Source organism: Photobacterium pectinilyticum (assembly GCF_024357955.1).
Lineage (GTDB): Bacteria > Pseudomonadota > Gammaproteobacteria > Enterobacterales > Vibrionaceae > Photobacterium > Photobacterium pectinilyticum.
On record NZ_JANEYT010000013.1, the window covers coordinates 41,173 to 66,366 of the forward strand.

Annotated in this window: 16 protein-coding genes; 5 read left to right on the forward strand and 11 right to left on the reverse strand. The window is 47.9% G+C overall.

Going from position 1 to position 25,194, the window contains the following annotated elements:
- Window positions 1-193: 193 nt before the first annotated feature.
- From NHN17_RS07980 to NHN17_RS07995, 4 genes are all read right to left on the reverse strand, one after another.
- Window positions 194-877: a DUF3157 family protein gene (locus NHN17_RS07980; RefSeq protein ID WP_255041725.1), complete on the reverse strand. Its 684-nt coding sequence runs from the start codon at window positions 875-877 to the stop codon at window positions 194-196.
- Window positions 878-917: 40 nt separating this feature from the next.
- Window positions 918-1,514, reverse strand: coding sequence for an MliC family protein (locus tag NHN17_RS25970; RefSeq protein ID WP_255041726.1), 597 nt, complete (start codon window positions 1,512-1,514; stop codon window positions 918-920).
- 181 nt (window positions 1,515-1,695) lie between these two features.
- The gene (locus NHN17_RS07990; protein ID WP_255041778.1) at window positions 1,696-2,694 is read right to left on the reverse strand and encodes a nickel/cobalt transporter; all 999 of its coding nucleotides are present in this window, start codon (window positions 2,692-2,694) and stop codon (window positions 1,696-1,698) included.
- A 107-nt stretch (window positions 2,695-2,801) separates the two neighbouring features.
- Entirely contained in the window at window positions 2,802-3,512 is a 711-nt protein-coding gene (locus NHN17_RS07995; RefSeq protein ID WP_303629348.1) for a DUF1007 family protein, read from the reverse strand.
- Window positions 3,513-3,774: 262 nt separating this feature from the next.
- Here NHN17_RS07995 and NHN17_RS08000 point away from each other — a divergent pair, with 262 nt between their 5' ends.
- Entirely contained in the window at window positions 3,775-4,620 is an 846-nt protein-coding gene (locus NHN17_RS08000; protein ID WP_255041727.1) for a polysaccharide lyase family 7 protein, read from the forward strand.
- A 13-nt stretch (window positions 4,621-4,633) separates the two neighbouring features.
- Here NHN17_RS08000 and NHN17_RS08005 read toward each other — a convergent pair whose 3' ends face one another.
- The 3 genes from NHN17_RS08005 to yddG all read right to left on the reverse strand — a co-directional run bounded on the left by NHN17_RS08005 (window position 4,634) and on the right by yddG (window position 7,499).
- Window positions 4,634-5,626 carry an arginase family protein gene (locus tag NHN17_RS08005; protein ID WP_255041728.1) on the reverse strand — a complete coding sequence of 331 codons (993 nt, stop codon included), beginning with the start codon at window positions 5,624-5,626 and terminating at the stop codon, window positions 4,634-4,636.
- Between the two features lie 19 nt (window positions 5,627-5,645).
- Complete coding sequence (locus tag NHN17_RS08010; RefSeq protein WP_373689549.1) at window positions 5,646-6,404, reverse strand: IclR family transcriptional regulator; 759 nt, start codon at window positions 6,402-6,404, stop codon at window positions 5,646-5,648.
- 207 nt (window positions 6,405-6,611) lie between these two features.
- Complete coding sequence (yddG, locus tag NHN17_RS08015; RefSeq protein ID WP_255041730.1) at window positions 6,612-7,499, reverse strand: aromatic amino acid DMT transporter YddG; 888 nt, start codon at window positions 7,497-7,499, stop codon at window positions 6,612-6,614.
- A gap of 486 nt (window positions 7,500-7,985) precedes the next feature.
- Between yddG and NHN17_RS08020 the strand changes: the two genes are divergently transcribed.
- From NHN17_RS08020 to NHN17_RS08030, 3 genes are all read left to right on the forward strand, one after another.
- The gene (locus NHN17_RS08020) at window positions 7,986-13,001 is read left to right on the forward strand and encodes a 2-oxoacid:acceptor oxidoreductase family protein (protein WP_255041731.1); all 5,016 of its coding nucleotides are present in this window, start codon (window positions 7,986-7,988) and stop codon (window positions 12,999-13,001) included.
- 2 nt (window positions 13,002-13,003) lie between these two features.
- The gene (locus NHN17_RS08025) at window positions 13,004-15,805 is read left to right on the forward strand and encodes a sulfide/dihydroorotate dehydrogenase-like FAD/NAD-binding protein (protein ID WP_255041737.1); all 2,802 of its coding nucleotides are present in this window, start codon (window positions 13,004-13,006) and stop codon (window positions 15,803-15,805) included.
- A gap of 782 nt (window positions 15,806-16,587) precedes the next feature.
- The gene (locus tag NHN17_RS08030; RefSeq protein WP_255041738.1) at window positions 16,588-16,725 is read left to right on the forward strand and encodes an adenosine deaminase; all 138 of its coding nucleotides are present in this window, start codon (window positions 16,588-16,590) and stop codon (window positions 16,723-16,725) included.
- A gap of 441 nt (window positions 16,726-17,166) precedes the next feature.
- Here the strand turns inward: NHN17_RS08030 and NHN17_RS08035 are convergent, their stop codons facing one another.
- Window positions 17,167-18,930, reverse strand: a complete 1,764-nt coding sequence (locus NHN17_RS08035; protein ID WP_373689550.1) for a glycerophosphodiester phosphodiesterase — start codon at window positions 18,928-18,930, stop codon at window positions 17,167-17,169.
- A 455-nt stretch (window positions 18,931-19,385) separates the two neighbouring features.
- On the opposite strand from NHN17_RS08035, the gene NHN17_RS08040 reads away from it, so the two are divergent.
- Complete coding sequence (locus NHN17_RS08040) at window positions 19,386-20,990, forward strand: BCCT family transporter (RefSeq protein WP_255041741.1); 1,605 nt, start codon at window positions 19,386-19,388, stop codon at window positions 20,988-20,990.
- 103 nt (window positions 20,991-21,093) lie between these two features.
- Here the strand turns inward: NHN17_RS08040 and arcC are convergent, their stop codons facing one another.
- The 3 genes from arcC to NHN17_RS08055 all read right to left on the reverse strand — a co-directional run bounded on the left by arcC (window position 21,094) and on the right by NHN17_RS08055 (window position 25,151).
- Window positions 21,094-22,011 (reverse strand): carbamate kinase, encoded by a 918-nt coding sequence (arcC, locus tag NHN17_RS08045; protein ID WP_255041742.1) that lies wholly within the window; start codon window positions 22,009-22,011, stop codon window positions 21,094-21,096.
- Window positions 22,012-22,117: 106 nt separating this feature from the next.
- Window positions 22,118-23,575, reverse strand: coding sequence for a dihydropyrimidinase (hydA, locus tag NHN17_RS08050; RefSeq protein ID WP_274126256.1), 1,458 nt, complete (start codon window positions 23,573-23,575; stop codon window positions 22,118-22,120).
- Window positions 23,576-23,939: 364 nt separating this feature from the next.
- Window positions 23,940-25,151, reverse strand: coding sequence for a YgeY family selenium metabolism-linked hydrolase (locus NHN17_RS08055; RefSeq protein WP_255041743.1), 1,212 nt, complete (start codon window positions 25,149-25,151; stop codon window positions 23,940-23,942).
- Between the last annotated feature and the right edge of the window lie 43 nt (window positions 25,152-25,194).

Below are 25,194 nucleotides of genomic sequence, written 5' to 3' on the forward strand. Positions count from 1 at the left end.
CATTTATCAAGCCTTTCCAAACTTGAGTTACCGGCCAAGACCCGACGACGTCAAATTGCTAGCCGCTTATATGAAAAGCCAAGGTGACGACTACCCCAGCCACTTAGATACCTTACTCGAGGTTGAGAATCCTCACATCGAATTGGCTTTAGTGAAATATCACAATATCAACAAATCACAACCAGCAAAAGTATCACCAGCGCTCGACCGTTTTGATATCAGTTTCTAAGAAATAGCGTTCGAGCTTAGGGACAGAAAATGTCAGTATCTTGCCTTCGCGTTCAGTGCCCGGACGGAAATATGTTTCTGGCATTCGCTTGATTGAAGTCCAAACAACGTGGTCGTCACGCTGAAGCACCTCACCTTTGTTATTGCGCAGTATGGTCGCGACTTCAACCAAGATCACTGAATCTGTACCTTCATTTCTCAGCGAAACCGGAATGGTTAGTTTCCCCTCCTGATAGCTGGCAGCTTGGGCAACAATCACAACACCGCTGCGTTGGTATTCACCGACAACTCGGCCAGTATTTGGGGCAACGAGATCACCGTTAGACTTAGCAGAGGCAGCCGATGATGTCGCCAAGACCGCAGCTCCCCCAACTACCGCAGCGCCACTCCCAGTCGCATCGGTTGTTACCGCTTTACCCGCAGTAGTCCCCGTCGTTAAAGGCGTTGTTGCTGCTTTAGCTGAACTTGTCGGTTGTGCTGCAATTTCTTGGTCACCTCCTACAAAGTGCCAGGTATTATCATCCAGTAATATGACTTCCCGGCCGTCAGGCAGTGTCGCTATCATCGATGCTGCTTGGACAAACTGAATAAATCCAAACAAAAGGCTAGCAATCGCAACCTTTATAAATACTTGCCGAGCTAAGCGCATAACTCTTTCCCCTCAACGTTTCTCTGTTGCCTTTCCTGCTTTAATGCTTCTGTTGGCATTCGAACGTATTATCGAACCACTTTATGGTGATCTCACCTTGATGTTCACCGTACTCCATGTTTTGCCCGGAATATTTAATACCACTTGCCATTGGCTCAGATAATGCAATAACTTGGTCATTCCCCCGGGTTAATACTAAACTTGCCGGATCGGTCTGATTGTAAAAAACAGCTGTAAATGGCTGGCTATTATCGCCGCAATTGAGTGGCACACTCTTTGGTGCCTCTAGCTGGCCACTGATGATCTGTAGCTCGACAATCCGGCTTCTATACGCAAAATCTGTACAATCACGTACATCGTTGACTTTCCAGCAGTCGTTACGTCCTTTTATCCACCCCCGCTGCATCGCCTTTTGTATTTTCACATCATCTGCAGGCAACTGGGCCATCGCCTTATCAAACACGTGCTGCATTTTTTGATCCAGTTCAGCTAAATGAGCATCTTGGCATATCAATTTTTCTACCGCCCCTTCTGCTTCTGTACAATCAAAAGCTGGATCACTAGCGACAGCACTGGTGGCGACCCAATAAGCAGCACCTAGCATCAGAGCTCGTTTACCCCATCGTGCTTTATTCACATGCCCCCCCCACATTGCCAACTAACATCAAAGAGCGCTTACTATATTATGAACTCACTAGCACCAGCGTGTTTTTTCATCTTTGAGCCTGAAACCTAAATTGCTAAATTAATCTCTTCGAGCCCGACTCAAGCGAGGCTGACTCGACTGGTTTATATAGCCTTGTATGGGGGAAGCCTCATTAACCAAGTAAGACTGGTGATAATCCCGTACTCTGGCTACTGGCAAGCAATAGCCCCATCAATACCAGAATAATTCCGCCCACCAGTTGCAAGCTGTATCCCGCCCAGATCAAGCCAATGCGAGAGTCTGATTTCCCTACCTGTCCACTCCCTTGCTGTAAATAGTGATGGACAATACGCTTGCCAGACAAGGTCAACAAAGCCAAAGCCGAGGTCGTCAAGGCTGTTCCCAACGACATTACGACCGCACTGACCACACCCATCCAATATAAGCCGACCATATTAGCGAACAGTAAGACCATGATTGCTCCGGTACAAGGCCGCAGACCAATACTCATGATCACCCCAACGTATTCGCGCAAGCTCTTGGCATTGTCTACCTCTTCAGGCGAGGCGATATGACGATGGCCGCAACCACACTCAGTCGAATGATGGTGGTCATGGTGGTCATGGTGGTCATGGTGGTCATGGTGGTCATGGTGGTCATGGTGGTGACCACATCCCACTTGTTGGGATTTGACAACACTGCGTCGAAACCCCTTGAACGCGCGCCAGCAGATCATCCCCCCCAACACACTGACAAGGGCACTGCTAATCGTCATAAACTTCTCTGCCTGTGAACTGACCTCGCGCATCGATGCATTGAACCCCCACAACAGTACACTAACCAAAACAACAGCCACCAAAGCTTGACAAACCGCCGACACGAGTGTCAGCACCAAACTGGTTTTCACCTTGGTCGGCTGAGTCGCTAAGTAAGTTGTGACTATCACTTTACCGTGTCCAGGGCCAAGGGCATGAAGTACGCCGTAGAGAAAACTGAAACCACCTAAGTAGCCGCCAGCCACCAATGGATTTTCTTTGGCATCGTAGAGTAAATCAGCCAGTTGGTTGTTCACTGTCCGCTGCCATTCAATACTTTTGAGCACCATACTTGGCCAAGCCAACCATAACTGGTATCCGCCAAACAGCATTGCTGCCATTAGGAGCGACAACATCAACCATTCTTTTTTAACCAAAGGATCCCTTACTGACGAACTCGAGGCTTGTAGCGTCGCTTGGTGTTTGGTGTTATCTGTCGGCGGGCATTGCTTATGCTGTGTCATTAGTTTGAGTCCTCGCTATCGTCGCCAACTTCTTTTTCCGCAATGGCTTGGCAGTGGAATCGCACGGATTGAGTAAACAGTTGGCCAAGCGCATTATCAGGATCAGCATCTGCTGGCAGTGATATGGCATAGCTCATCTGCTCCGGTGTCGGATTAGGTGCAACCATCTCAAGCTCGCAATAGTCAGCGAGATCACCAGCCAAAATCACATCCCGTTTTGATAGCCAGGACATATCGACATAGTAACTTGGCTCAAAAACCAATAGCTTAAGTGATTCAGCTGTCACTAGCTGTGGCTTTGCCAAGGGCAACTCGAAAGTAAGTACCAACCGCGCACGGTCTCGGTTGAGCTTGCCGTAACGGGCCAACTGGTATTTGATGGGCTTCTCACCGTCATAAAAATACGTGAAGTAATGCTCGTGCATCATATTATCAAGCACTGATGCCGCTACCTTAGTAAAGGTTTTTGCTTCCATTTCCGGAGAGGTATCCTCGCCATCCAACATGTACGCCGATGTCATTGGGTCAAATGACCATTCCATTCGAAAACCGGTGATCATACCGTCTTTGCCATCAATATACGTTTTCATTTCAATCCAAGAATGAGGATGCGCTGAAGCAAACAGCGGGAAGATGAGAAAGAAGAGACCGGTAACTGCACGCTTGATTACAGCATTTGTCCGGTTGTTTGCCTTTTTGCGGTAAAACATTAAAAGCCTTGTGTATTGCGTTGCCTTCATTAATAAACGTTATGTTATAACATCCGACAGTGTCACCACCAATTTTTTATTTATCAAAAAGTGATACCTTTATTCGATATTTACAATACCAGCCTAACACTAATTCTTGCGGGGCGAATTGGCGTTAAGCTATTTGTATTATTATTGACATGGCTCTGACATAAGCCCAACCCTCTGATTGGTAGCCTGCTGACTTTAGCTCTTAATTTGATTGTTTCTTATGCGCAAAATAATGTCACTAACCTTTGGCTTAATGGCTAGCAGCAGCTTCGCTGCAACCGACCTTCAACAATGGACACTGAGCGTCCCCGTAGATACAACGGGAGAAGGTCGCTCTGACAATATTTCGGAAAATCAGTTAGCCGACGGTTATCAGCTTTCGCCGTATTTTGAGCAAAATGCAGAGGCTAACCTGATTTTTCTCGCTCCTATTGCGGGGCCGAAAACGTCAGAAAACACCAAATATACCCGTTCAGAGTTACGCGAAATGCTGCGGCGTGGCGATACAAAAATTCGCACCAAAGGTGTAACTGCGAATAACTGGGTCTTCTCTACTGCGCCTAAAGCTGACCAACAAGCCGCAGGCGGTATTGACGGTGTGCTGGAAGCCGATCTAGCGGTGAACCATGTCACAACAACAGGTGAGAAAAACCAGATTGGACGTGTCATTATTGGCCAGATCCACGCTAATGACGATGAGCCTATCCGTCTTTACTATCGCAAACTGCCGCATCACAACAAAGGATCAATTTATTTCGCTCACGAGCCATTATCCGGTGATGAACAGTGGTATGAAATGATTGGTGGAAAGTCCAGTTCAATTGCCGAGCCAGAAGATGGTATCGAGCTAAATGAGCGCTTCTCATATCGCATTGAAGTGGTCGGCAATCAACTTAGCACTACCATCATTAGAGAAGGCAAGCCAGACATCAATAAAACCATTGATATGTCAAAAAGTGGATATGACCTGGGCGGCCAATACATGTATTTCAAAGCCGGTGTCTATAACCAAAATAGTACCGGCCTTGCAGAAGACTACGTGAAAGCGACGTTTTATCGCATTGATGTATCACACTAGCGTCTCATATGACTCAGCGAGACTTTAGGACATGATGCAGCAGTGAGACAGCCAAACGCGCCGTCTGGTTCTGATAATCATATTCCGGATTGAGGCCAGCAATATCGACTACCCTGACTTTGTTGCTGGCCATTGCTTGACTGAGCACCATTTCAACCACAGCCAAATTAACACCGAAGACCCGAGACAGGCTCACGCCGCCAGCAATCGATGAGGAAAATACTGATAGGTCGATACTCAGGTGGATATGATCGACATGATCAAGGTATTTCGTGACGGTCGCCTGAATTCGCTTACGATTTTTCATCCTCATTTCACTATCAAGCAACCACTGTGCCCCCAGTTCATTAGCATAGGCCATGGTCGCCTTGGTATTGATATGGTCGCACATCCCCAACCCCAAATAGTGAAAAGCACGGTTATGGGTATGGCAAAAAGCCGCAACAGAATGAAATGCAGAACCGGATTTCACCGCCAGTGAGCGCCGAAGCTGGAAGTTGGCATCGATATTAATGATGCCGATCCGGTTCCCTTCTAAAAATGGTAACATTTGACTCTCTTCGCCAGAGCTGTCATTGCCCGTTTGATTCACGGTATCAGATAATGCCTGATAACTGCCGATAGCGACCTCATGTCCTCCGCCGAGCATCACAGGTAAGTGACCCAGCTTGAGCATGGCGCACAACTTGGCGTATTGGGCTGAACGCATGGTATCAAATTCATCTTCCTTGACCCCAAAGTAGCTCTGAGCCTCTATCACACCCGCATCATAGATCGGCAATGCCCCTGTATACGGGACTTTTAATAGTATCTGCCTGATACTGTCAGGTCCCTCTTTGGCTCCGCTGTAGATATCGTAATCAATCAAGCTCAAGTCACTGGCGAGCCCCAATATCACCGCTCCTACCTTTCGTTGCTCTGCATAAGGCTCAATCATGGCTCTAGGATGCGTATTAACGGGGTGACCTAGGAAGGGAAGTGGAAACCAACGTTTTACATGCAGCATGATTGCTCCTTATGTACGGTTATAAGTCCGGAGGCAACACCCTCGCCGCCTGAAGGACTGAGAAAATTATCGCGTTCTTACTCTTTTGAACCCGCTCTTGCGGTGCCATTACACTCACCGCCCCAACAACTTTGTTGCCGGTAAATACCGGGGCACTCACCCCGGAAACACCAACGTCGTATTCTGAAGTACTGATGGCGTAGCCGTCTTTTTTTATCTGCGTCAAATCTTGCAACCAATGGGTAACGTCATCGGGCTCTGTAATACCAAAATGATGTAATGTTGCCATTACCCTTTGTTCTGGCAGGTAAGCCAAAATCACCTTAGCCGAAGCACCACGGAGCAACGGCTGGCTCTGACCTTCCTCATAGGCACAGCGCAATGCGTGGGGACTATCGACCCGAGCCGTACACAAGGCCCTGAAGCCTACCGGCACCAAATAAGCGGCCATCTCTCCAGTCTGTTGCTGGACCCGTTTAAGTACCTGATGTACCCCGCTCGAAAGCGGGGAGAACTGCTGGAAGTTACGCAGCAGTTGTAACGCCGCCGGGCCAATGCTGTAACAGCTTTGCCTCGGGCTCTCCTCAATTAGGTTCCAGTTCTTAAGGATCACCAAATAGCGGTAAACGCTACTTTGCGGCATACCTGTATGCTCACTTATTGCCTGTGCGGTTACAGGTTCATTTTCTGATGCAATGTGCATCAGTACCTGAAGCAGCTTCTCGTTGGCATTTAATTTATATTTATCGGCTTTCAAATCGTTTCCTGTCGATTTCATCTGGTTAGGCGACACGTTCAGTAGCTACCATCGCGCCGACCCCTTTATTTACACGCAACACTAACCATGATTCAATCATCATTCTTACAGAGTGATAACCACTATAATAAAAAAGCAATTCATTCCCACATTGTGATAATTGAATGAACAACAAAAAACGCCGGCCAAGTGGCCGGCGCTTTAGCTATCTATTCAAGAGAGTAAGGCTCAATGCTTTTTACGCGTCAGATACCAGCAACTGAGCGAAGCCAGCGTCACCATCACCACACCTTGCCAAAATGTCATCCCCAAGCTGATGCCGAAAATCAGGGCTGAGAAAAAAGCGGATAGAATGGGCGTAAAATAAGACAGTGTGGCGAGCAGCACCATGTTTCCGCCGATAATGGCAATGTTCCACAACCCATAGCCACCCGCCATAGCAACCGCAGCCAATACCAAGTTCAGCAGCGCTTCGCTACTCCATACCATTGGCGGCTGATCGGTCAGTAAATATTTCACCCAAAGCGCGACCGCTGTGGCAATGAAGAACCAGGAAATCGCATTCTGACCATTTGCCAGACGCTTGGTGATATTGCAGTAGATCGCCCAAATAAATGCACCGCTAAATGCCAAGGTATAGCTAACCGGGTTGGTTGCAACATTCTCTACCAGTCGAGTTAACGATAAGCCTTGATCGCCGGAAACAGTCCAAGCCACCCCAAAGAAAGCCATTGCCATCGCCGGATATAATAATTTACTGACAGGCTGCTTACTGACTACAACTGCCAGCATGACCGTCAAGGCTGGCCAGAGGTAGTTGATCACACTCATTTCGATGGTCTGTACCCTATCGTTAGCCATCCCCAACGCTAATGCCAGACACATCTCGTAGCTAACGAACAGTCCACCACCAATAACGAGATACCGAGGAGAAAACCGAGTGAGTTTTGGCGCACCCACCACTACCACCAGCAATACTGAGCTCAGAGTGTAAATCATTGCCGCGCCACCAACGGGTCCCAACTGTTCAGCAACATTTCGGATAAAGGCGACAATGGTGCTCCACAGCAGGATTGCGACACATCCAGCCAAGGTATATTTGTGTTGAGAAAACAAAAAAACCACCACAACTAAACAAAGGAAAGCGACTAGATTATCAAGCTTTTAGGCAAGGCCGCTAACCTATTTTGTTATCGATTCACATCAACACGTATACACGCATGATTATTGAGGTCTTTGTGTTTAATTTGTGACCGTATGAGCAATGCTGCAAGTGCAACTAGTGTAGCATTTAACTTATATACCCAAGTGACTTCAATCTACTGGATTCAGAGCCTCATCATTGTGTTCAGTTCAAGGTTATTCAACAAAGAAATGGGCGCATTGATGGACTCCCATAGGGCGAGTTTGCTTGGGTATATATAAGCATCAGTTGGTCATATCAAGCGCTATCACTCGTTTTATGTGATTTTTCACCAAAACGCTCTGAATGATAAGGTGCACAACGGCGTATCCGCCGTGACGTATTTTGGTGAACAGTAAAGTCCCCCCTTAAGGAAGTCGACCACAAATAATAAATCACATACCAAGGAGCTATGTTGTATGTCTACACTGACACAAAGGAGCAATACGTCCCAGGGCACACCAACTTACCCAGGCCAATCAACCGTAATTCATGGTAATGGTGCCGTCGCGCATGTCATGGATTATGTTTGTGGTGGTGTTATTGGATACCCCATCACCCCTTCGACTGAAATATCAGAATTATACGAAGCTTTCAGGGCGCAAGGTGGTTGCAATGTTTGGGGACAACACCCCTTTTTCTTCGAACCGGAAGGCGAGCATTCAGCACAAAGTGGTGCATTGGGGGCAGCTCTGACCGGCGGAAAATACATCTCTAATGCTTCATCCAGCCAAGGTATCCTTTATGCTTTGGAATCTCACTATGTCACGGTGGGTAAAAAAACTGCTGGCTTCGTGCTTCATGTTGCTGCGCGTTCGGTCTCTCGTCATTCATTGAATGTCATGGCCGGGCATGATGATGTTTACGCCCTGCTTTCTGCAGGCTACACCACCCTGTTCGCCAGCAACGCGCAGGAAGCTGCGGATCTCGCGGCGATTTCATACCGAGTCAGTGCACAATCGCTGATCCCGGTTGCCAATACCATGGATGGCTTTGCCACCAGCCATATCCAAAGTGAAGTGAAGCTTCCCGAGCCTGAATTACTCAAACAGTACCTTGGTGATCCGACCGACCGTATTGTGGCACCAACCGAAGCGCAGCGTATGCTTTACGGTGCCAAAGGACGAGTGTGGCAGCTAGGTCAATTTATCGACAAATACCAAGACCAGTTCTGGCCAGAAAAGCTGCGCGATTTACAAGGCTATATTGCCAGCAAAAGTGACGAGATTGAAAAAGACAGTGAAGGTCAACTCATCGACTCGACCAACACATACTTGCCTGACGGCCTACAAAAGAAATGGCAGCGAGCTTGGCTCAACGCCTATGAAAAAGACACCCGTCAACGTGTTCCTGCACTGGTTGATACCCACAATCCAGGCCTCACCGGTGGGGTACAAAACCAGCCTGATTATCAAGCAGGGATCGTCGATCATCGCAGCCACTTCCAGAATGATGTGCCCCAGTTCATCGAACAAGCAATGCAGGAATACGGCGAGCTAACCGGTCGCTTCTATGAGCCTGTGATGGACTTTATGTGCGACGATGCCGACTACGTGATTGTAGGCCTTGGCTCGGTCACCGATGATGCCGAAGCTGTCGCTGCGCATTTACGCAAGCAAGGACAGAAAGTCGGTGTCATTTCAATCAAACAACTACACCCATTCCCAGAAGCACAGATCGTCGAGAAACTCGCAGGTAAATTAGCGGTAACCGTTCTTGAGCGTTGCGATGAAACCCGCTTGACTGCACGTATTTCCCGCGCGCTATTCAAAGCACAAGAAAACGTGCAGAAGATTCGCCATCAAGGCATCAAACCGCTACAGCATATCCCGATGGTCAACACGGGTATCTTCGGACTTGGCGGTCACGACTTACAGCCGAATCACCTCATCGCCGCATTCGATAACATGCGTGAAGAAAACACCAAGCCATTCTTCTACCTGGGTAGCCAATTCTTTGATGCTAAGGCAACCGGCGAGCTTAAACTGATTCAGGATCGACTGCGCGAAGCTTACCCTGATACCGAGCTAATGGCATTGGAAACTGGCGAGAACCCTAACCTGCTGCCAGAATCGGCTATGCGGGTACGTTTCCACTCTGTCGGTGGCTACGGCACCATTGCAACCGGTAAGTTGTTGACCGATATCCTATCCGGTGCGTTGGGGCTGCATTCTAAATCGATGCCTAAATATGGTTCGGAGAAAAGTGGTGCGCCAACCAACTTCTTTATCACGCTATCGCCTGAGCCAATAAAGATCACCAATGCCGAGTTACAGCAAGTTGAAATTGTCCTGTCGCCAGACCACAAAGTGTTTATGCACACTAACCCACTGGCCGGCTTGACCCGCAACGGTACCTTCATTCTGCAAACCCACCACGAGCCAGAGCAGGTGTGGCATGAAATTCCTGCCAGTGCGCGCCAGTTCATTCGTGAAAACAATATCAACTTCTATATCGTTGATGCCTTTAAGGTCGCCAGAGAGCAAGCACCATCCGCTGACCTTGAAATCAGGATGATGGGCATTGCCTTTATCGGTGCGCTTTGTGGTCACGCTACTCAAGTCACCCAAGGTGCTGACGAGTCATCGATGCTCGAGCGTATCACCCAGCAAATTGCCAAGAAGTTTGGTGCCAAGGGTAAGAGAGTTGTTGACAGTAACATGGCGGTGATCCGTGAGGGGATCCACGCGACCCAGCAGGTTTGTTACGCCGATTTCAACGATGTTGAGGTTGAGGCAACCGCGGCATTAACTAGCGAAACACCAAAGCAGAAACAAGCCAGCTGTGGCCTGTTCGATCCATCCTACTTCAGTAATATCGCAGGTCAGCACTACGCTGATGGCACTATCGGTGAAGCCCCCGTCATTCCAGGCTCAGGCATGTTTATGCCACCAGCCAGCGCGATCACCAAAGATAAAGGCCTGTTCAGGCTCAATGCTCCTAAGTTCGACGCTGATAAGTGTACAGGGTGTATGGAATGTACCATTGCCTGTCCTGACGGCGCGATCCCAAATGCGGTACATGAACTGCACGATATCCTGTACGTGGCGATCGACAAGCTCAATATCCCGCCGATGCAGCGTGATGGCCTGAAAGCGAAAATGCCACCCATTTTGGATGCAGTGCGCCAGTACTACCGCACAGCACCTAAAAACGAATCACTGCCACTGCACCAAGTCGTTGCCAACGTGGTCGACACCATGACCTTCGACGACCCTGCTGTCACTCAGCAAATGGCCGGTATTTGTGTCACATTGGAGTCGCTACCTGTCAGCCGCACCAAACCGTTTTTCGACGCCATGGAGAAAGCGGTTCCCGGCAGCGGTGGGTTATTCTCAGTCGCCATTGACCCAAGCAAGTGTAGTGGTTGCATGGAGTGTGTTGATGTCTGCGGACCTAACGCCCTGCAAAAAGTACGTCAAACCACTGAAATGAATCAGCAAATGCACGAGCTGTTCACTACATTGGCTGACATGCCAAACACCCCAGCCCGCTTCTTGCAACAAGGCATCACCGATGCCAGCGAATCGAAGCGTCTGTTGCTTGATCGCAGTAACTACTATGCCATGAGTTCTGGCCACGGTGCGTGCCGTGGATGTGGTGAGGTCACAGCACTTCGCCTTGCAACCTCAATCAACCGCGCCTTGCAGCAACAACGTTATCAATCGCACATTGCTAGCCTTGAAGACATGATTGAGAAGCTGGAAGATAAGTGTGAATCACTGGTTAATATCGAGGCAGAACAACCACGTGCCGAACGTATTGCCCGTACCCTCAAAGTACTAGAGAAACGCTTGTTCCACTTCGAGCACGGCCCAACAGGTAACGGTCCATCAGATGCGCTGATTGCCAACGCGACCGGTTGTAGTAGTGTCTACGCATCCACTTTCCCGGCCAACCCATACAATGACCCATGGGTGAACAGCTTGTTCCAAGACACCCCAGCGGTTGCCAAAGGCTTATTCGAAGGTGAAGCAGCGAACCAACTTGAGCAGTTCAAGGCGCTACGTGCCGCCAAGCTTGAACTTGAAGATATGTACGATGCCAAGGTGCATGATAGCCAGCTTCGCTATCTGGAGTGGAGCCAACTATCCGATCAGGAGCTCGGGCTCTTACCGACCGTATTCAGTATCGGTGGTGACGGCGCGACCTATGACATCGGCTTCGGTGCTCTATCGCGTTTGCTGTCTACCAGCACCCCAATCAAGGTACTTGTACTCAATACCGGTAGCTACTCCAACACCGGTGGTCAGGCATCCACCTCCAGCTTCACCGCACAGGACTCCGACCTCAGCCGCTTTGGCAGTGCCCACAGTGGTAAGCAGGAATCGCGTAAAGAGCTGGGTATCATTGCGACCTTCCACCCGAAAGTCATGGTGGTACAAACCTCTACCGCCCTGCAGGGCCACTTCATGTCTAACTTGATGGAGTACCTGAACTATCAAGATGCCCCTGCGCTGTTTGATGTCTATACCCCATGTATGGGCGAACACGGTATTGCCGATGATGCCAGTACCCGTCATTCACGCTTGGCGGTTGAAAGCCGCATGAGTCCGGTCTTTGTTCATGACCCACGTAAGGGCGAAACTTTATCCGAGCGCTTCTGTATCGAAGGAAACCCTGAACTGCAACAGGATTGGGCAACCCATACCATCAGCTATATCGACAACGATGGTATGACCCAGTTGAAACAAGTGCCGTTCACCCCTGCTGACTTCTCACTCTATGAAGGACGCTTCAAGAAGCACTTCTCCCCTGTAACCGAAGATCACCACGCCATTGAAGTAGCTGAATACGTTGCAATGAGTGCAGATGAGCGCAATGGCAAAACGCCGTTTATCTGGGCAACCGACAAACAGCAGCACCTGATCAAACTGCAAGTTTCCAGCTCAATTGTCGCCTTGACCGAAGAGCGGTTACGCAACTGGCATATGCTGCAATACCTGAGCGGCCAGCATGTCACCAACATTGACCAACAATACCAACGGCAAATCAATGAGTGGAAACAGCGTTACCAAAGCGCGATGGATAGCAACGAGCAAACCATCGAATCTATCGCCAATGGTTTGGCTGAGTTGGCTATGGCTGCGTCACCGAATGTCACCAACGCTATTCCGGTCACCCAGATAGAGTCAGGTTCCACGGCTCCACAAGCATCCAGCCATGCTGACGGTGCCCTGCCGCTCGTTGTCATCAATGAGGATGACAAGGGTCAATGTACCGACTGCAAGACCTGTTATCAGCAATTAGGTGAGTTGTTCGAGAAGACCACGATTGTTGATAACGGTGAAGCCAAGATCATCAGCCAGGTGATCCCTAACGCACTGGAAACCGTTCAGCTCAGCGATGAGATAGTGAAGCGTGCCTCTCGCATTGCCGATGAGTGTGATGCCGAGATCATTCACTTCAACGCACCTGCATCGGTGGAGGTGTAGCTATGAGCGAACTAGTGACTAAGTCGGAGTCGACAAAAGCTGAGTCGACTCCATCTAGGGTGTCGCAATCCCAACGGGAGCTGATGCTAAAGCGCATGGAGCAAAACCCACAGCGCTTCCAGCAGATGGTGATCGAGGAGAGTATGCAGCTCATCCGCGAGACACTGAAACAAGGCAAACTCTCTGCTGAGTTTACCGAGAAACTGTGGCAACTATTGCTTGCTAACAATGAACTCAGTGTCGCGTTACAACGCTATTTATGGCGTATTCCACTCAAACAAAAGCGTGCTTTTGTTCAGGCATTGGATACCCATCTATCTGGCCGCTACCCTATGTTCAAAGGGCTTTCCGTCGGATGGCCCGGGAGCAACAACATACCGCCATACGTGCGCCCTGCCGAAGAGCGCAACAAAGACTTTGACTTGGTAAGCCAAGGCTACCTAGGCTACATGGGACTGGGTTATAGCCTGCGCGAAGTCGAATTATTCGTATGGCTAGAAGTGATCCGCGATAAGCAGTGCGAAGATCGTCCATGTGAAATCGGCGTTCCGCAGTGCGACCGTAACGGTAACCCAGCAGAAGAAAATGACGGAGGGTGTCCGGTCAAGATCCACATTCCCCAGGTGCTCAACCTGATGGGTGAAGGCCGCTTTAAAGCCGCATTCGAGCTGGTTCGCGACGCTAACCCGCTGCCGAATGTCACCGGCCGGGTCTGTCCGCAAGAGCTACAGTGTCAAGGGGTGTGTACCCATAATGACCGACCAATCGAAATTGGCCAGTTAGAATGGTTCCTCCCCCAGCGAGAGCGCGAGCTATCCAACGGCGAGCCCCCCAAACCGGCTGACATCAACCCTTGGGTTGCCGCGACCAAGCCACCGGTCGCCATTGTCGGCTCAGGGCCTTCAGGGCTGATCAATGCCTACCTGCTCGCCAAAGCGGGCTACCCCGTCACGGTGTTCGAGGCATTCCATGTCTTAGGCGGCGTGCTGAGGTACGGGATCCCTGAATTCCGTTTGCCTAACCAATTGATTGATGATGTGGTCGAGAAAATTAAAGCGCTCGGCGGCCGCTTTGTGGCCAACTACATAGTCGGTAAAACAGCGACGCTTGAAGATCTGAAACGCGCAGGCTTTACACGTATTTTCGTCGGTACTGGGGCGGGTTTACCGCGCTTTATGAATGTACCCGGCGAGCATTTGCTGAACATTATGTCGGCCAATGAGTTCCTGACTCGTGTCAACCTAATGCATGCAAACGAACCTGACTACGAAACGCCAATGCCGGATATGGACGGTAAGGAAGTGATGATCATCGGTGGTGGTAACACCGCAATGGATGCCGCCCGAACCGCCTGCCGATTGGGTGCTAATGTCACCATTGTCTACCGCCGTACCCAGCAAGAAATGCCAGCTCGTGTCGAGGAGCAACACCACGCGCTCGAAGAAGGAGTTGTGCTCAAAGAGCTACGCTCACCTTGCGAATTCAATGGCGATAAGAACCATACCCTGGCCAGTGCCAAACTTGATGTGATGGCGCTCGGTGAGCCTGACGCCTCAGGCCGGAGACGCCCACAGTCTACCGGTGAATTTGAGCTGATGAAGGTTGATTTTGCCATTATGGCTTTGGGCAACAGCTCGAACCCAATCGTAAAAGACGCCAACCCAGACTTGAACACCTCCAAGTGGGGCACATTACTGCTCAACAAAGGCTCGCAAGAGACATCACTAAGCGGTGTCTATAGCGGCGGTGATGCTACCCGTGGTGGTTCTACCGCCATCAAAGCAGCCGGGGACGGACAGGCAGCGGCAAGAGAGATCATGGGGCAACTTGATTTCAACACCAAAGAAGTTGAGGGTCTGGTGGCACAAGCCAGTCGATATACTGACATTGGCCAAGCCGCACCTAAAATCGTCAAACGTCGTCAATTGACCGATGAAATTGTCGAGTTTACCATCACCTCACCGCTGATCGCCCAGTCGGCTAAAGCGGGACAATTTGTCCGGGTACTCGCGGATGAAAAAGGTGAATTGATCCCGTTAACCCTCGCAGATTGGGATGCCGAAGCCGGAACCATCGAACTGGTTATTCAGGGGCTGGGTACCAGCTCCAAGCTGATCAACCAAATGCAAGAAGGTGACTGTTTCGAGGCCATTGCCGGTCCTTTGGGACAAGCAAGCCATGTGGTGAAACACCCTGACAACCAGAGTGTGATTTTCACCGCTGGCGGGGTTGGCTTACCAGCAGTGTACCCAATAATGCGTGCCCATCTGGAAATCGGTAATAAGGTCACCCTTATCTCTGGTTTCAGAAGCCAAACCCATAGCTTCTGGACTGCAGAAGGTGACAAGGTGGAGAACCTTCGTGCGGCCTACCCAGAACAACTGGAGGTCGTTTACGCCAGTAATGATGGAACATTAGGTATCGAAGGGTTTGTGACCAATCCGTTGGAAGAGCGCTTGATACAACATCGAGAAGCGAATGACGCGAATGCCGAGCAAACTATTGCAGAAGTGATCACCATAGGTCCGCCTATGATGATGCGCGCGGTGAGTGATCAGACCCTAGGCTATGAAGTGCCCTGTGTTGCGAGCCTTAACTCCATCATGGTGGATGCTACCGGTATGTGTGGCGCGTGTATGGTGCCTGTCATGGAAAATGGCAAGCTGATCCGTAAACACGCCTGTATCGATGGTCCTGAAATCAACAGCCATGTCATCGACTGGGACAAGTTCTTGCCAAGGTTTAATCAATTTAAACCTCAAGAACGCCAAAGTCAGATAGCACATAAATTGATTGAGGAATAAGCGCCCTATCGGTTTCCTATAACCTCGAAAGGATCTCACTGTTTTAAGTGAGATCCTTTTTTATATTGAGTATGGTCGCCTCACCCCTAAAATAAAGCTGTTCATTATCCAAACAACCTGTATAGTGTATGAAGTTCTTGTAAATAAGCTGTTAAAGAACAGTCTACTGCAAACCACCTCTCAGTTATCTTTAGATGCCCTTCGTTTAGCGCCTGTGATTGCTTCATTTATTGTTTTTTAGTGGCATCTCATGCTTGCCAATTGCGTTAATGAAGACTATGAACGACTTAAACAACGGTAACTTTGAAATGGTTTTATGAGGCTAAAAGCTGCGGTTTAATATCACAAGATAATGTCGGTAATGCTGTGTTTTTCCATAATAAATTTAAGTGCGATGGGGAGATTACACCATTTCTATATTTCACCTTTTGTCATTACCATATTACACGAAAGACTTAGGAGTCTGATGTCTAGAAGAACAAGTCGCCAGAGATTCTGGTACAAAAAATCATGTGATGAAAAATCACAAATAACCAAAAGAAAGTATGTTTAAAATAGAATTTTATTTAGAGAGCGAAAAAAAATATTGGTCAACAGAAATACACCAATTGAATAGCGATATCTTACGCCGTCACATTTATCCAAAGATAGACGCTAACCTGTATGACCTCCAGTTCTCATACTCTGAGCCCGATAACCAAGGAAACATCTTGTCAGAGCATGGCATCAAACTGGGAACCTTTAAAATCACGTAGTAATCACTTTTTAATGATGGGGTCAAAATGAAAAAAAGTCAGAAGAAATCATCCAACAAGAAAAACATACCGGTTGAAAACCAGAATAAAAGCGCGAATATGACACGAAGAAAAATTGAAGATATCCTTGATAAGCGCGAGTTTGATAAATTATTCAATATGTAATTACGCTGTCAAATTCCCCCTGCAAAAGGGTTAAAATCACCAACACCAAAACTAATGTCTTTGCATGCAGGCAGACGTTGTCGGTGATCGGAACCCAACCAAGACAAACAGATCGGCATTTGCTAGGAACTGCAGCTCAAGCCACTCTGTACTTCAGGATAAGTAAAACTAGAACAGACTACACTTAATACCAACCTACATAAATATTTGATCAGTCTTGCTGGTTAAAATCGCTGTTCTCTGCATTAGATATTTTGTAATTAGAGCCACTAGTTACTGCAATATCTGCCTTGATAACAACGATTTTTCCAGTGTAAATACTTGATCAACTACTTATCCAGATTGGTATAACAGCATTATCCACCTCAGGAGAATGTTTATAAGTGGTTCGAACCATCAACCTCATCTATATGCTCAATGCATGTCTCGCGTTTTATTTGTTTAGAATAACAACCAATGACGCAAGGTGCGGAGTGCGCGCTCGGAAAAATCCATTTCCTCAATGACTAACTTGGCATCCAAAGCAAGCTTAGGTTCATCGGTAATAATGCCATCCACACCGAGCAAAAACAGCCGCTGCATGGCCGCGGAATTGTTAACAGTCCAAACCAATACCTCTTGCTCTCTCTGTTGGATTTCTATAATTCGCCATGCATTTAGCCATTGATCGCTTATCATCAACATATCAACGTCTCTTTCAAGCTCTGACTCACCAACACTTGCTGCATAGATAAGCGCATAGCGAAGATGTTCAGGGCGAGTAGCCTCCATCTTGCTCATCAGCTTTGCCAGTAACTCTGTATCCAGACTCGATACAATCATTGCTTGCTGATAGCTCGGCAGCAATTCAGCCATCGCACTGGCAAGTTCAAAGCGTTGGTTGTAGCGTTTTAATTCAATATTGAATTCGATTTCATCAGCATAGTCATCTAATAACCGCGTTAGCAAGGGCGGCGGTATGCGGTTGTTTTCCTGATAAGCGGCGACAATTTCTGAATAATTTGCGTCTTCAACCACCAAAGGCACACCCAGCTTACGGCCTAAATCACGGTCATGAAACACCACGACTTGACCATCTTTGGTGATCTGTACATCAATTTCGGTGCTTTGGATCCCTAATGAAATAGAATACTGAATGCCCGCTTCACTATTTTCAGGTTGCTCAAAACCACCACCGCGATGGGCGGTGACGTAGCCCGATGTATTTGTTTGTAGGTGCCCAACAAAATGGCGGACATCTGAATAACCATTAAAAGCTGCAAATACAATGATCAGTGCCATAACACAGCTAAGCAAAATGCGCCGCTCTGTACTTTGCATCAGCCCAGCAAAACGATCTTCTTCGTTGACCAATTTAAGGCGTTTGGTTTGCAAGCGCAGCACATAATATTGGCAACTAGCGTAAATAAATCGGTCAACAAAACTAAGCAGAAACCCGACGCCAATCAGCAGGATTGTAGCAAGCATTAACCAAGGGTATCGCTCAGGATCATAAGTCGCCCAGTGCAGTACTGGCTCAAGAACAAACAAAATACTCTTCGCGATAATGGCAATGATGGCCGCCCGACTCAATAGCCAAACAATATGCCCCACCACAATATGCGGATAAACCCCTTGGCTTAAGCGCTGAGATTGTTTGAACAGTTTCCATTGGGAGCAGTTTTGAAAAAGGCTCAACGGTAATGCAAGCCACCAACTTGCCCAGTAGCGAAGAACCAATAAAACACACGGCAAAGTGAGTAAAACCAGTAAGCCAACAGCAAGCCACAATGAGCTCATTTGATGGCTGAGATAATAATTGATATCCCAATCATTAAGCATCAGCCCGAAGATCCAGCGCCCGCACCAAACCAAGGTAGAAAGCAGTAAACTAATCCCTATCGATTGTGCGAGCACGACTTTCGCCACCCGAAAACAGCGTTGAAGGATCAGCCCAAAAGTATCCATGATCGACCGCTTACCTACATCTTGCTGGGCAAGCAAGATGCTAATGGTTGAGTGCTCGACGAAAAAAGCAAAACTCAGCTGAGTAATAAACCATAAACTGAGTAAGAAACCAGCCGGGGAGAGAAAGAAAGCCAGTAACTCCTGATTAGCAATCGCACTCACGCCATGAAGCGCCATCAGCTTGGAACTGATCCATATATCAAGAGGAACAAACAGAGTAAGCAGTGCGCACCGCACAAAGAGAAAGCTGGCCAGCATCTGCAAGCCACTGGTTTTAAGCCGATGCCATATAAAATATAAAATATGCCGGCCACGATGAAAAATTACGTTACTCAAGAGTCTGTTTCGCCAAGATTGAATTCTGATCCTATGGGTCATGATAACACCTGAGTTACCCGGATGCTCAGCATAGAAAAATGAGGCGAGGATAGAACACATAAATATTTAGCAGCGTATCACCATGTTTTCGCACTTTTCCATAGCCTTTTCTCTTGTGCCGATAGAGGAACCCTAAAGCTACTGGCTAATATCTAATCAGGGAGCGCTATTTTATGTTACAATACGCCGCTTGGGATTGAGCAAAAAGCCATTAATCGCCACAACGGTGTTTTTTATCATATTTGTTTATGTGATGTGGCTAGCCAATCAAGTAGTAATTGGATATGGAGTTGGTCCTTATATTCGTTCATTCGGATATGTGAACATAATAATTTATGGGATTTAAATCAAAAAAATACAGTATTGATTCTACTGATTATCAAGTTGGTCAAGATAACATCAGTAAATGGGGCATGGATGTCCATAACACAGTTTTCGTAGCCTCACTTGGCTTATCTATTCTCTTCATTGTCACCCTTCTCGCGTTACCGCCAGCAGATGCAAAAGCAGCTATTGATTCCATTAAGGGTGCAGCGCTGTCAAATTTTGATTTCCTCTTTATGTGGGGAGCCAACATCTTGTTAGTTTTTGCCATTATTTTAGCGTTTTCACCTTTAGGGAAAATTCGCTTAGGTGGTGAACACACTACTCCAGATTATTCAAAAACATCTTGGATTGCGATGTTATTTGCTGCAGGTATGGGTATTGGACTCATTTTCTGGGGGGTTGCAGAGCCAACGGCGTTCTTTACCAACTGGTTTGGAACACCACTGAATGCAGAACCTTATACAGAAGCGGGCCGTGAACTAGCATTAGGTGCAACAATCTTCCACTGGGGCTTACATGCGTGGGCTATCTATGGCATGACCGCACTTAGCCTTGCCTACTTTGTTTACAATAAAGGGTTACCACTCTCAATGCGCTCTGTGTTCTACCCATTGTTGGGTGATCGAGTTTGGGGCAAAGCGGGTGACGTGATTGATGTATTAACGGTATTGGTTACCTTGTTTGGCCTAGCGACATCTCTTGGTTTAGGGGGCGCACAAGCGGCGAGTGGTATCAGCCATGTTTTCGGCATGGAAAATACCCTCTACCTTCAGCAGTCCATTATCGTGTTGATTATGGGCCTAGCGATTGTTTCTGTTATGCGTGGCATGGATGGAGGCGTTAAGTTTCTTAGTAATCTGAATATGGTCATTGCATTTGTATTCCTTGGCCTTATTGCTGTTTTGAATTTCACCACAGTGTTGGATTCTTTGGTTACCGCTGTGACGGGTTATGTGAAAAACATTCTTCCGTTAAGTCAAACCTCTGGCCGTGATGATACAACGTGGTTGCACGGTTGGACGGTGTTCTATTGGGCATGGTGGGTAGCGTATGCTCCTCTCTTTGGTATGTTCGTAGCACGTATATCTAAAGGGCGTACCGTTCGCGAATTTATTCTTTGTGTATTGCTGATCCCGACGATGGTAACAACGGCTTGGATGTCAATCTTCGGTGGCGTTGCTATCCAGCAGGTGATCGATAAGGTGGGGCAATTAGGCCTTGATCAAGGCATTGCAGATGTCTCTCTAAGCTTATTCTATATGTTAGATGCATACCCGTTCGGTAATGCCCTATCCATCATCGCTGTAGTATTGATTATCGTTTTCTTTGTGACAACGTTAGACTCAGGCTCTATCGTTGTTGATGGCATGACCGCAGGTGGTAAGTTAGATGTACCAGTCAAACAGAAAGTGGTTTGGGCTGTTATCTCTGGTTCTATTGCAATGCTTATGTTGTGGATTGGCGGTACTGAATCTGTTCAAACTCTGCAATCAATCACCATTATTGCTGCATTGCCGTTTACGATTATTCTTCTCTTTGGCAGTATAAGCCTGATTAAAGGATTACTGACGGAAGTTGATAAACCTCAGGTATCGACCAACCAAGTTAAATAACCTCCAGCTTAACTAATCACGTTAGTTAATTGCTGAACTAGGTTTACAGTAAAACTCTCTGGTACTGAGTGCTGGAGAGTTTTAGCTTTTTGCCCAATAATACCTACACACTCACACAGGTTCCCGCCTTCTCAGCCAAGACATCTAGCCCTTCTTCCAAGGCGCCAATATAGGCTTTGCCGCCAAACAGAGCAAAGTCTGCTGCCGCTTCGACTTTCGGCCCCATTGACCCTGCCGGGAATTGGTATTCGCTCAACTGTGTTGGGGTTGCCGCTCGCAGCGCACGCTGGTTCTCAGTGCCCCAATCAAGGTAGACGGCATCGGCATCAGTCAGGATCAGCAGCTTGTCGGCGTTAAGCTGTTTCGCTAACAAAGTGGCAGACAAATCCTTGTCGATCACCCCTTCTACCCCAGTAAAACCAAAATCTGTTTTACGCACAGGGATCCCACCGCCACCGCAGCAAATGACTATCTCACCGGCATTCAACAAGGTTTCTATCGATTTCTTATCAAGAATATTCAGCGGTTTAGGCGATGGAACAACACGGCGAACGAACTCACCATCACGTTTCATGGTCCAGTTATTCGCTTCAGCTAAGATACCCGCTTCTTCTTCGTTATATACTGGGCCGACGAACTTGGTTGGATCCAGCATACTCGGATCGTTTGGATCAACTTCGATGCGGGTCAGCAAGCTGGTGACTTCTTTTTCCGGCATTAAGTTTTGCAGCTCTTGCGCTAACATATAGCCTATCATGCCTTCACTTTCAGCACCCAGTACATCCAACGGGTAAGGTTGCACCTTATCATAAGCCAGATTTTGTAGTGCCAATAGGCCCACCTGAGGACCATTACCATGGACAATTGCCACCTGGTATTCCTTGGCAATTTCCGCAATCGCTTTGGCGGCGATCTTAATATTGGCAAGCTGGTTAGTAAAACTTGGTGCATCGCCACGACGTAACAGCGCATTTCCCCCTAAGGCGACGACGGCAGTACTCTTTTGGGTTGGGGTGTTCATAGTAACTCCTTGAATTATCGTTGTTGTGGGGCTATCACCCCTCCTCGTTCGGCTATTGTCTAAAACTGGCTCTTCTCTTGAGCTATTTCTCTTGAGCTAATTAGGTTTATAGCGCACTGGCATCGAACGGTTTTCGGCGAATAAAGCGGCCATTCCCGGCTTTCCCCATAAATTCGCCATTACACGCAACAACGTCCCCACAGCTAATGGTCATCACAGGCCAGCCTTGGGTGGGGATATTTTCAAACGGGGTATAATCTGCGTTGTCGTGCAATAAATCGTGAGTAATCGTGACATTCTGCTCTGGATCAAAAAGCACCAAATCAGCATCCGATCCTGCCTGTAGCGCCCCTTTCTGCGGATAGAGACCAAACAGTTTGGCAGGTAAATAACTGGTTAGCTCCACAAAGCGGCTCGGACTGATCCGGCTTTTCATTACGCCTTCCGAAAACAGTAGCGGCATTCGAGTCTCGACACCGGGCATACCATTAGGGCACGCACTGAAGTTGTCTTTGCCACGCTGTTTCTGTTCGTGATAGGTAAACGAGCAGTGATCGGTCGCAACGGTATCAATACTGCCATCCACCAGCCCCAACCACAGCTTTTCGCGTTCGACGGCCGGGCGTAATGGCGGACTAAGAATATACTTCAGCGCATCTTCGCGCTCGTAACAGCTCTCATCCAACATCAGGTATTGTGGGCAGGTTTCTACCCATACCGGTTGGTGATTGTCACGAGCAAGGCGGGTGTAATCCAATCCCAATCCATTAGAAAGGTGAACTATATACAGAGGTGCATCACCGGCAAGTTTGGCCAGGTTGATCATTCTGGCAATGGCTTCAGCTTCACATTCAAGCGGGCGGCTTACTGCATGGTATTTAGGTTCTGTTTTACCCTGCTCAAGCAACTGTGTACGTCGCATGGCAATCGCAGCATCGTTTTCGGGGTGGACCGTTGCCAACGCACCAACTTGTTTAAGCTGGCTCAACGCCTTCAGCACTTCTTCGTCATCAAGCTTGTAGCCATAGGTTAGGTACAACTTGAAGCTGGATATCCCCTCTTCTTCGACCATCGATGCCATTTCACCGAGGATGTCGTCATTTACATGCTGAATCACACCATGGAAGCTGTAATCAATGACTGCTGTTTCCTTGGCGTACTGTTGGTAGACATTGAGCTGGTGATGGAGACTACACCCTTTAGGACCAAACCCCATATGATCGACCACCATCGTGGTACCACCACAAGCGGCTGATCGGGTGCCAGAATAAAAATCATCGCAGCTACGGGCAATACCAACATCAATATTGAAATGGGTGTGGACATCAATTCCCCCTGGCATCACATACAAGCCAGCAGCTTCGATAATTTCACACTGCTTGGGAATGATGTGAATTTCAGGCGCAATGTCGGCGATTTTGCCATCAACAATGAGGATATCGGCTTTTTGAGCTTGTAGGTGATCAACGACTATCCCTTGTCGGATCAACATGGTCGCCGGGCGGGGCTGATTCAAGGTGGCCGCTTGAGATTCTGATGATTTTTTCGAAGCCGCTGAAAACATATTCCTATTCCTTCGATTTATTCTCTGCCTTGCTGCAAACCCATTCGAGGGGTTTATTTTCACTAACTATTTATTTTGCCCATTAATACCAATCTGGATAAGTAATTGATCTATGTATTACGCAGGAAAAATGGTTGTTACCAAGGCAGAGATTGCAGCGATTTTAACCAGTAAAACGGATCAAATACTTATTTAGGTTGGTATAAGATCTTCAACTCGAATTAATGGACAAAAGAAACAGCTATAAACAAGAAATCCATCCTGGGGGGGATATGTGGCCAACGTTAGGCAGAGCAGTCGGCGCCCCCAGGACGGAAAGGGTGAATGAGCAGGGCCTTATATTAGTGCCCTGTCATTGCAATACTTACTTCTTTAACTCTTTCAAATACATCTGCGGGATAACAGCGTACATCGCTGCACAAGTCACTAGGTGGTCTTTCCAAGTCTTCTCGTTTGGCGCGTGAGCTTCTGGCTCTTTACCTGGGCCAAAGCCGATGACAGGGATACCGTAGCGGCCCATGATAGAAACGCCATTGGTAGAGAAAGTCCACTTATCAACGGTTGGTTTCTTGTCGAACAGAAGTTCGTAAGAGGCTTCTAATGTTTTAGTTGCGACATGCTTTTCATCGATAACCCAAGCAGGGAAGTAACACTCAGTTGGGTAAACCAAACCAGTGTAGGCTGGGCGGTCGTAGTCATACATAGTCACTTTACCGCCAAACTTCTTAACGGATTCTAGCTCTTCAATTTCCTTGATTGCGCCTTCCCATGTTTCACCCCAAGTTAAACGGCGGTCAATGGAAACAGCACAGCTATCGGCTACCGCACAACGGCTTGGCGACGTGAAGAACACTTCTGAAACGGTCAGTGTGCCTTTGCCTAGGAATGAGTCATCACCAAGATTGGCAGACAGGGTCTCGATATCGCTTAGCATATGGCCCATTTTGAAGATGGCGTTGTCACCACGCTCTGGCGCAGAGCCATGACAGCTCACACCTGCAACCTCAACACGGATTTCCATACGGCCACGCTGACCACGGTAAATCTGGCAATCTGTTGGCTCAGTGGATACCACGAACTCAGGACGGATATTGCTTTCTTGAATAATGTACTGCCAGCAAAGGCCGTCACAGTCTTCTTCTTGTACTGTACCGGTAACAAGCAAGGTGTACTCATCTTCCAGACCAAGATCTTTAATTATCTTACCGGCGTAAACCATAGACGCCATACCGCCTTCTTGGTCCGACGCACCACGACCACCGATCACTTCGTCATCTTCCATACCTTCGTATGGGTCAAAGTCCCAGTTATCCATGTTACCGACACCCACGGTATCTATGTGTGCATCCATCGCAATAAGATGAGGACCGTGACCAATCCAACCCAGTACGTTGCCCATTGGGTCGATTTCTACTTTGTCAAAACCGACTTTTTCCATTTCTTCTTTAATGCGCAGTACTACTTTTTCTTCGTCACAACTTTCACTCGGAATAGCAATCATGTCACGTAGGAAGCGGGTCATATCCGCTTTGTATTCTTGGGCTTTATCCAGTACTTGGGCGAATGGGATGTTCATTATAATTCTCCTTGAACCGAGCGGTGGTCATCACACCCGGTAT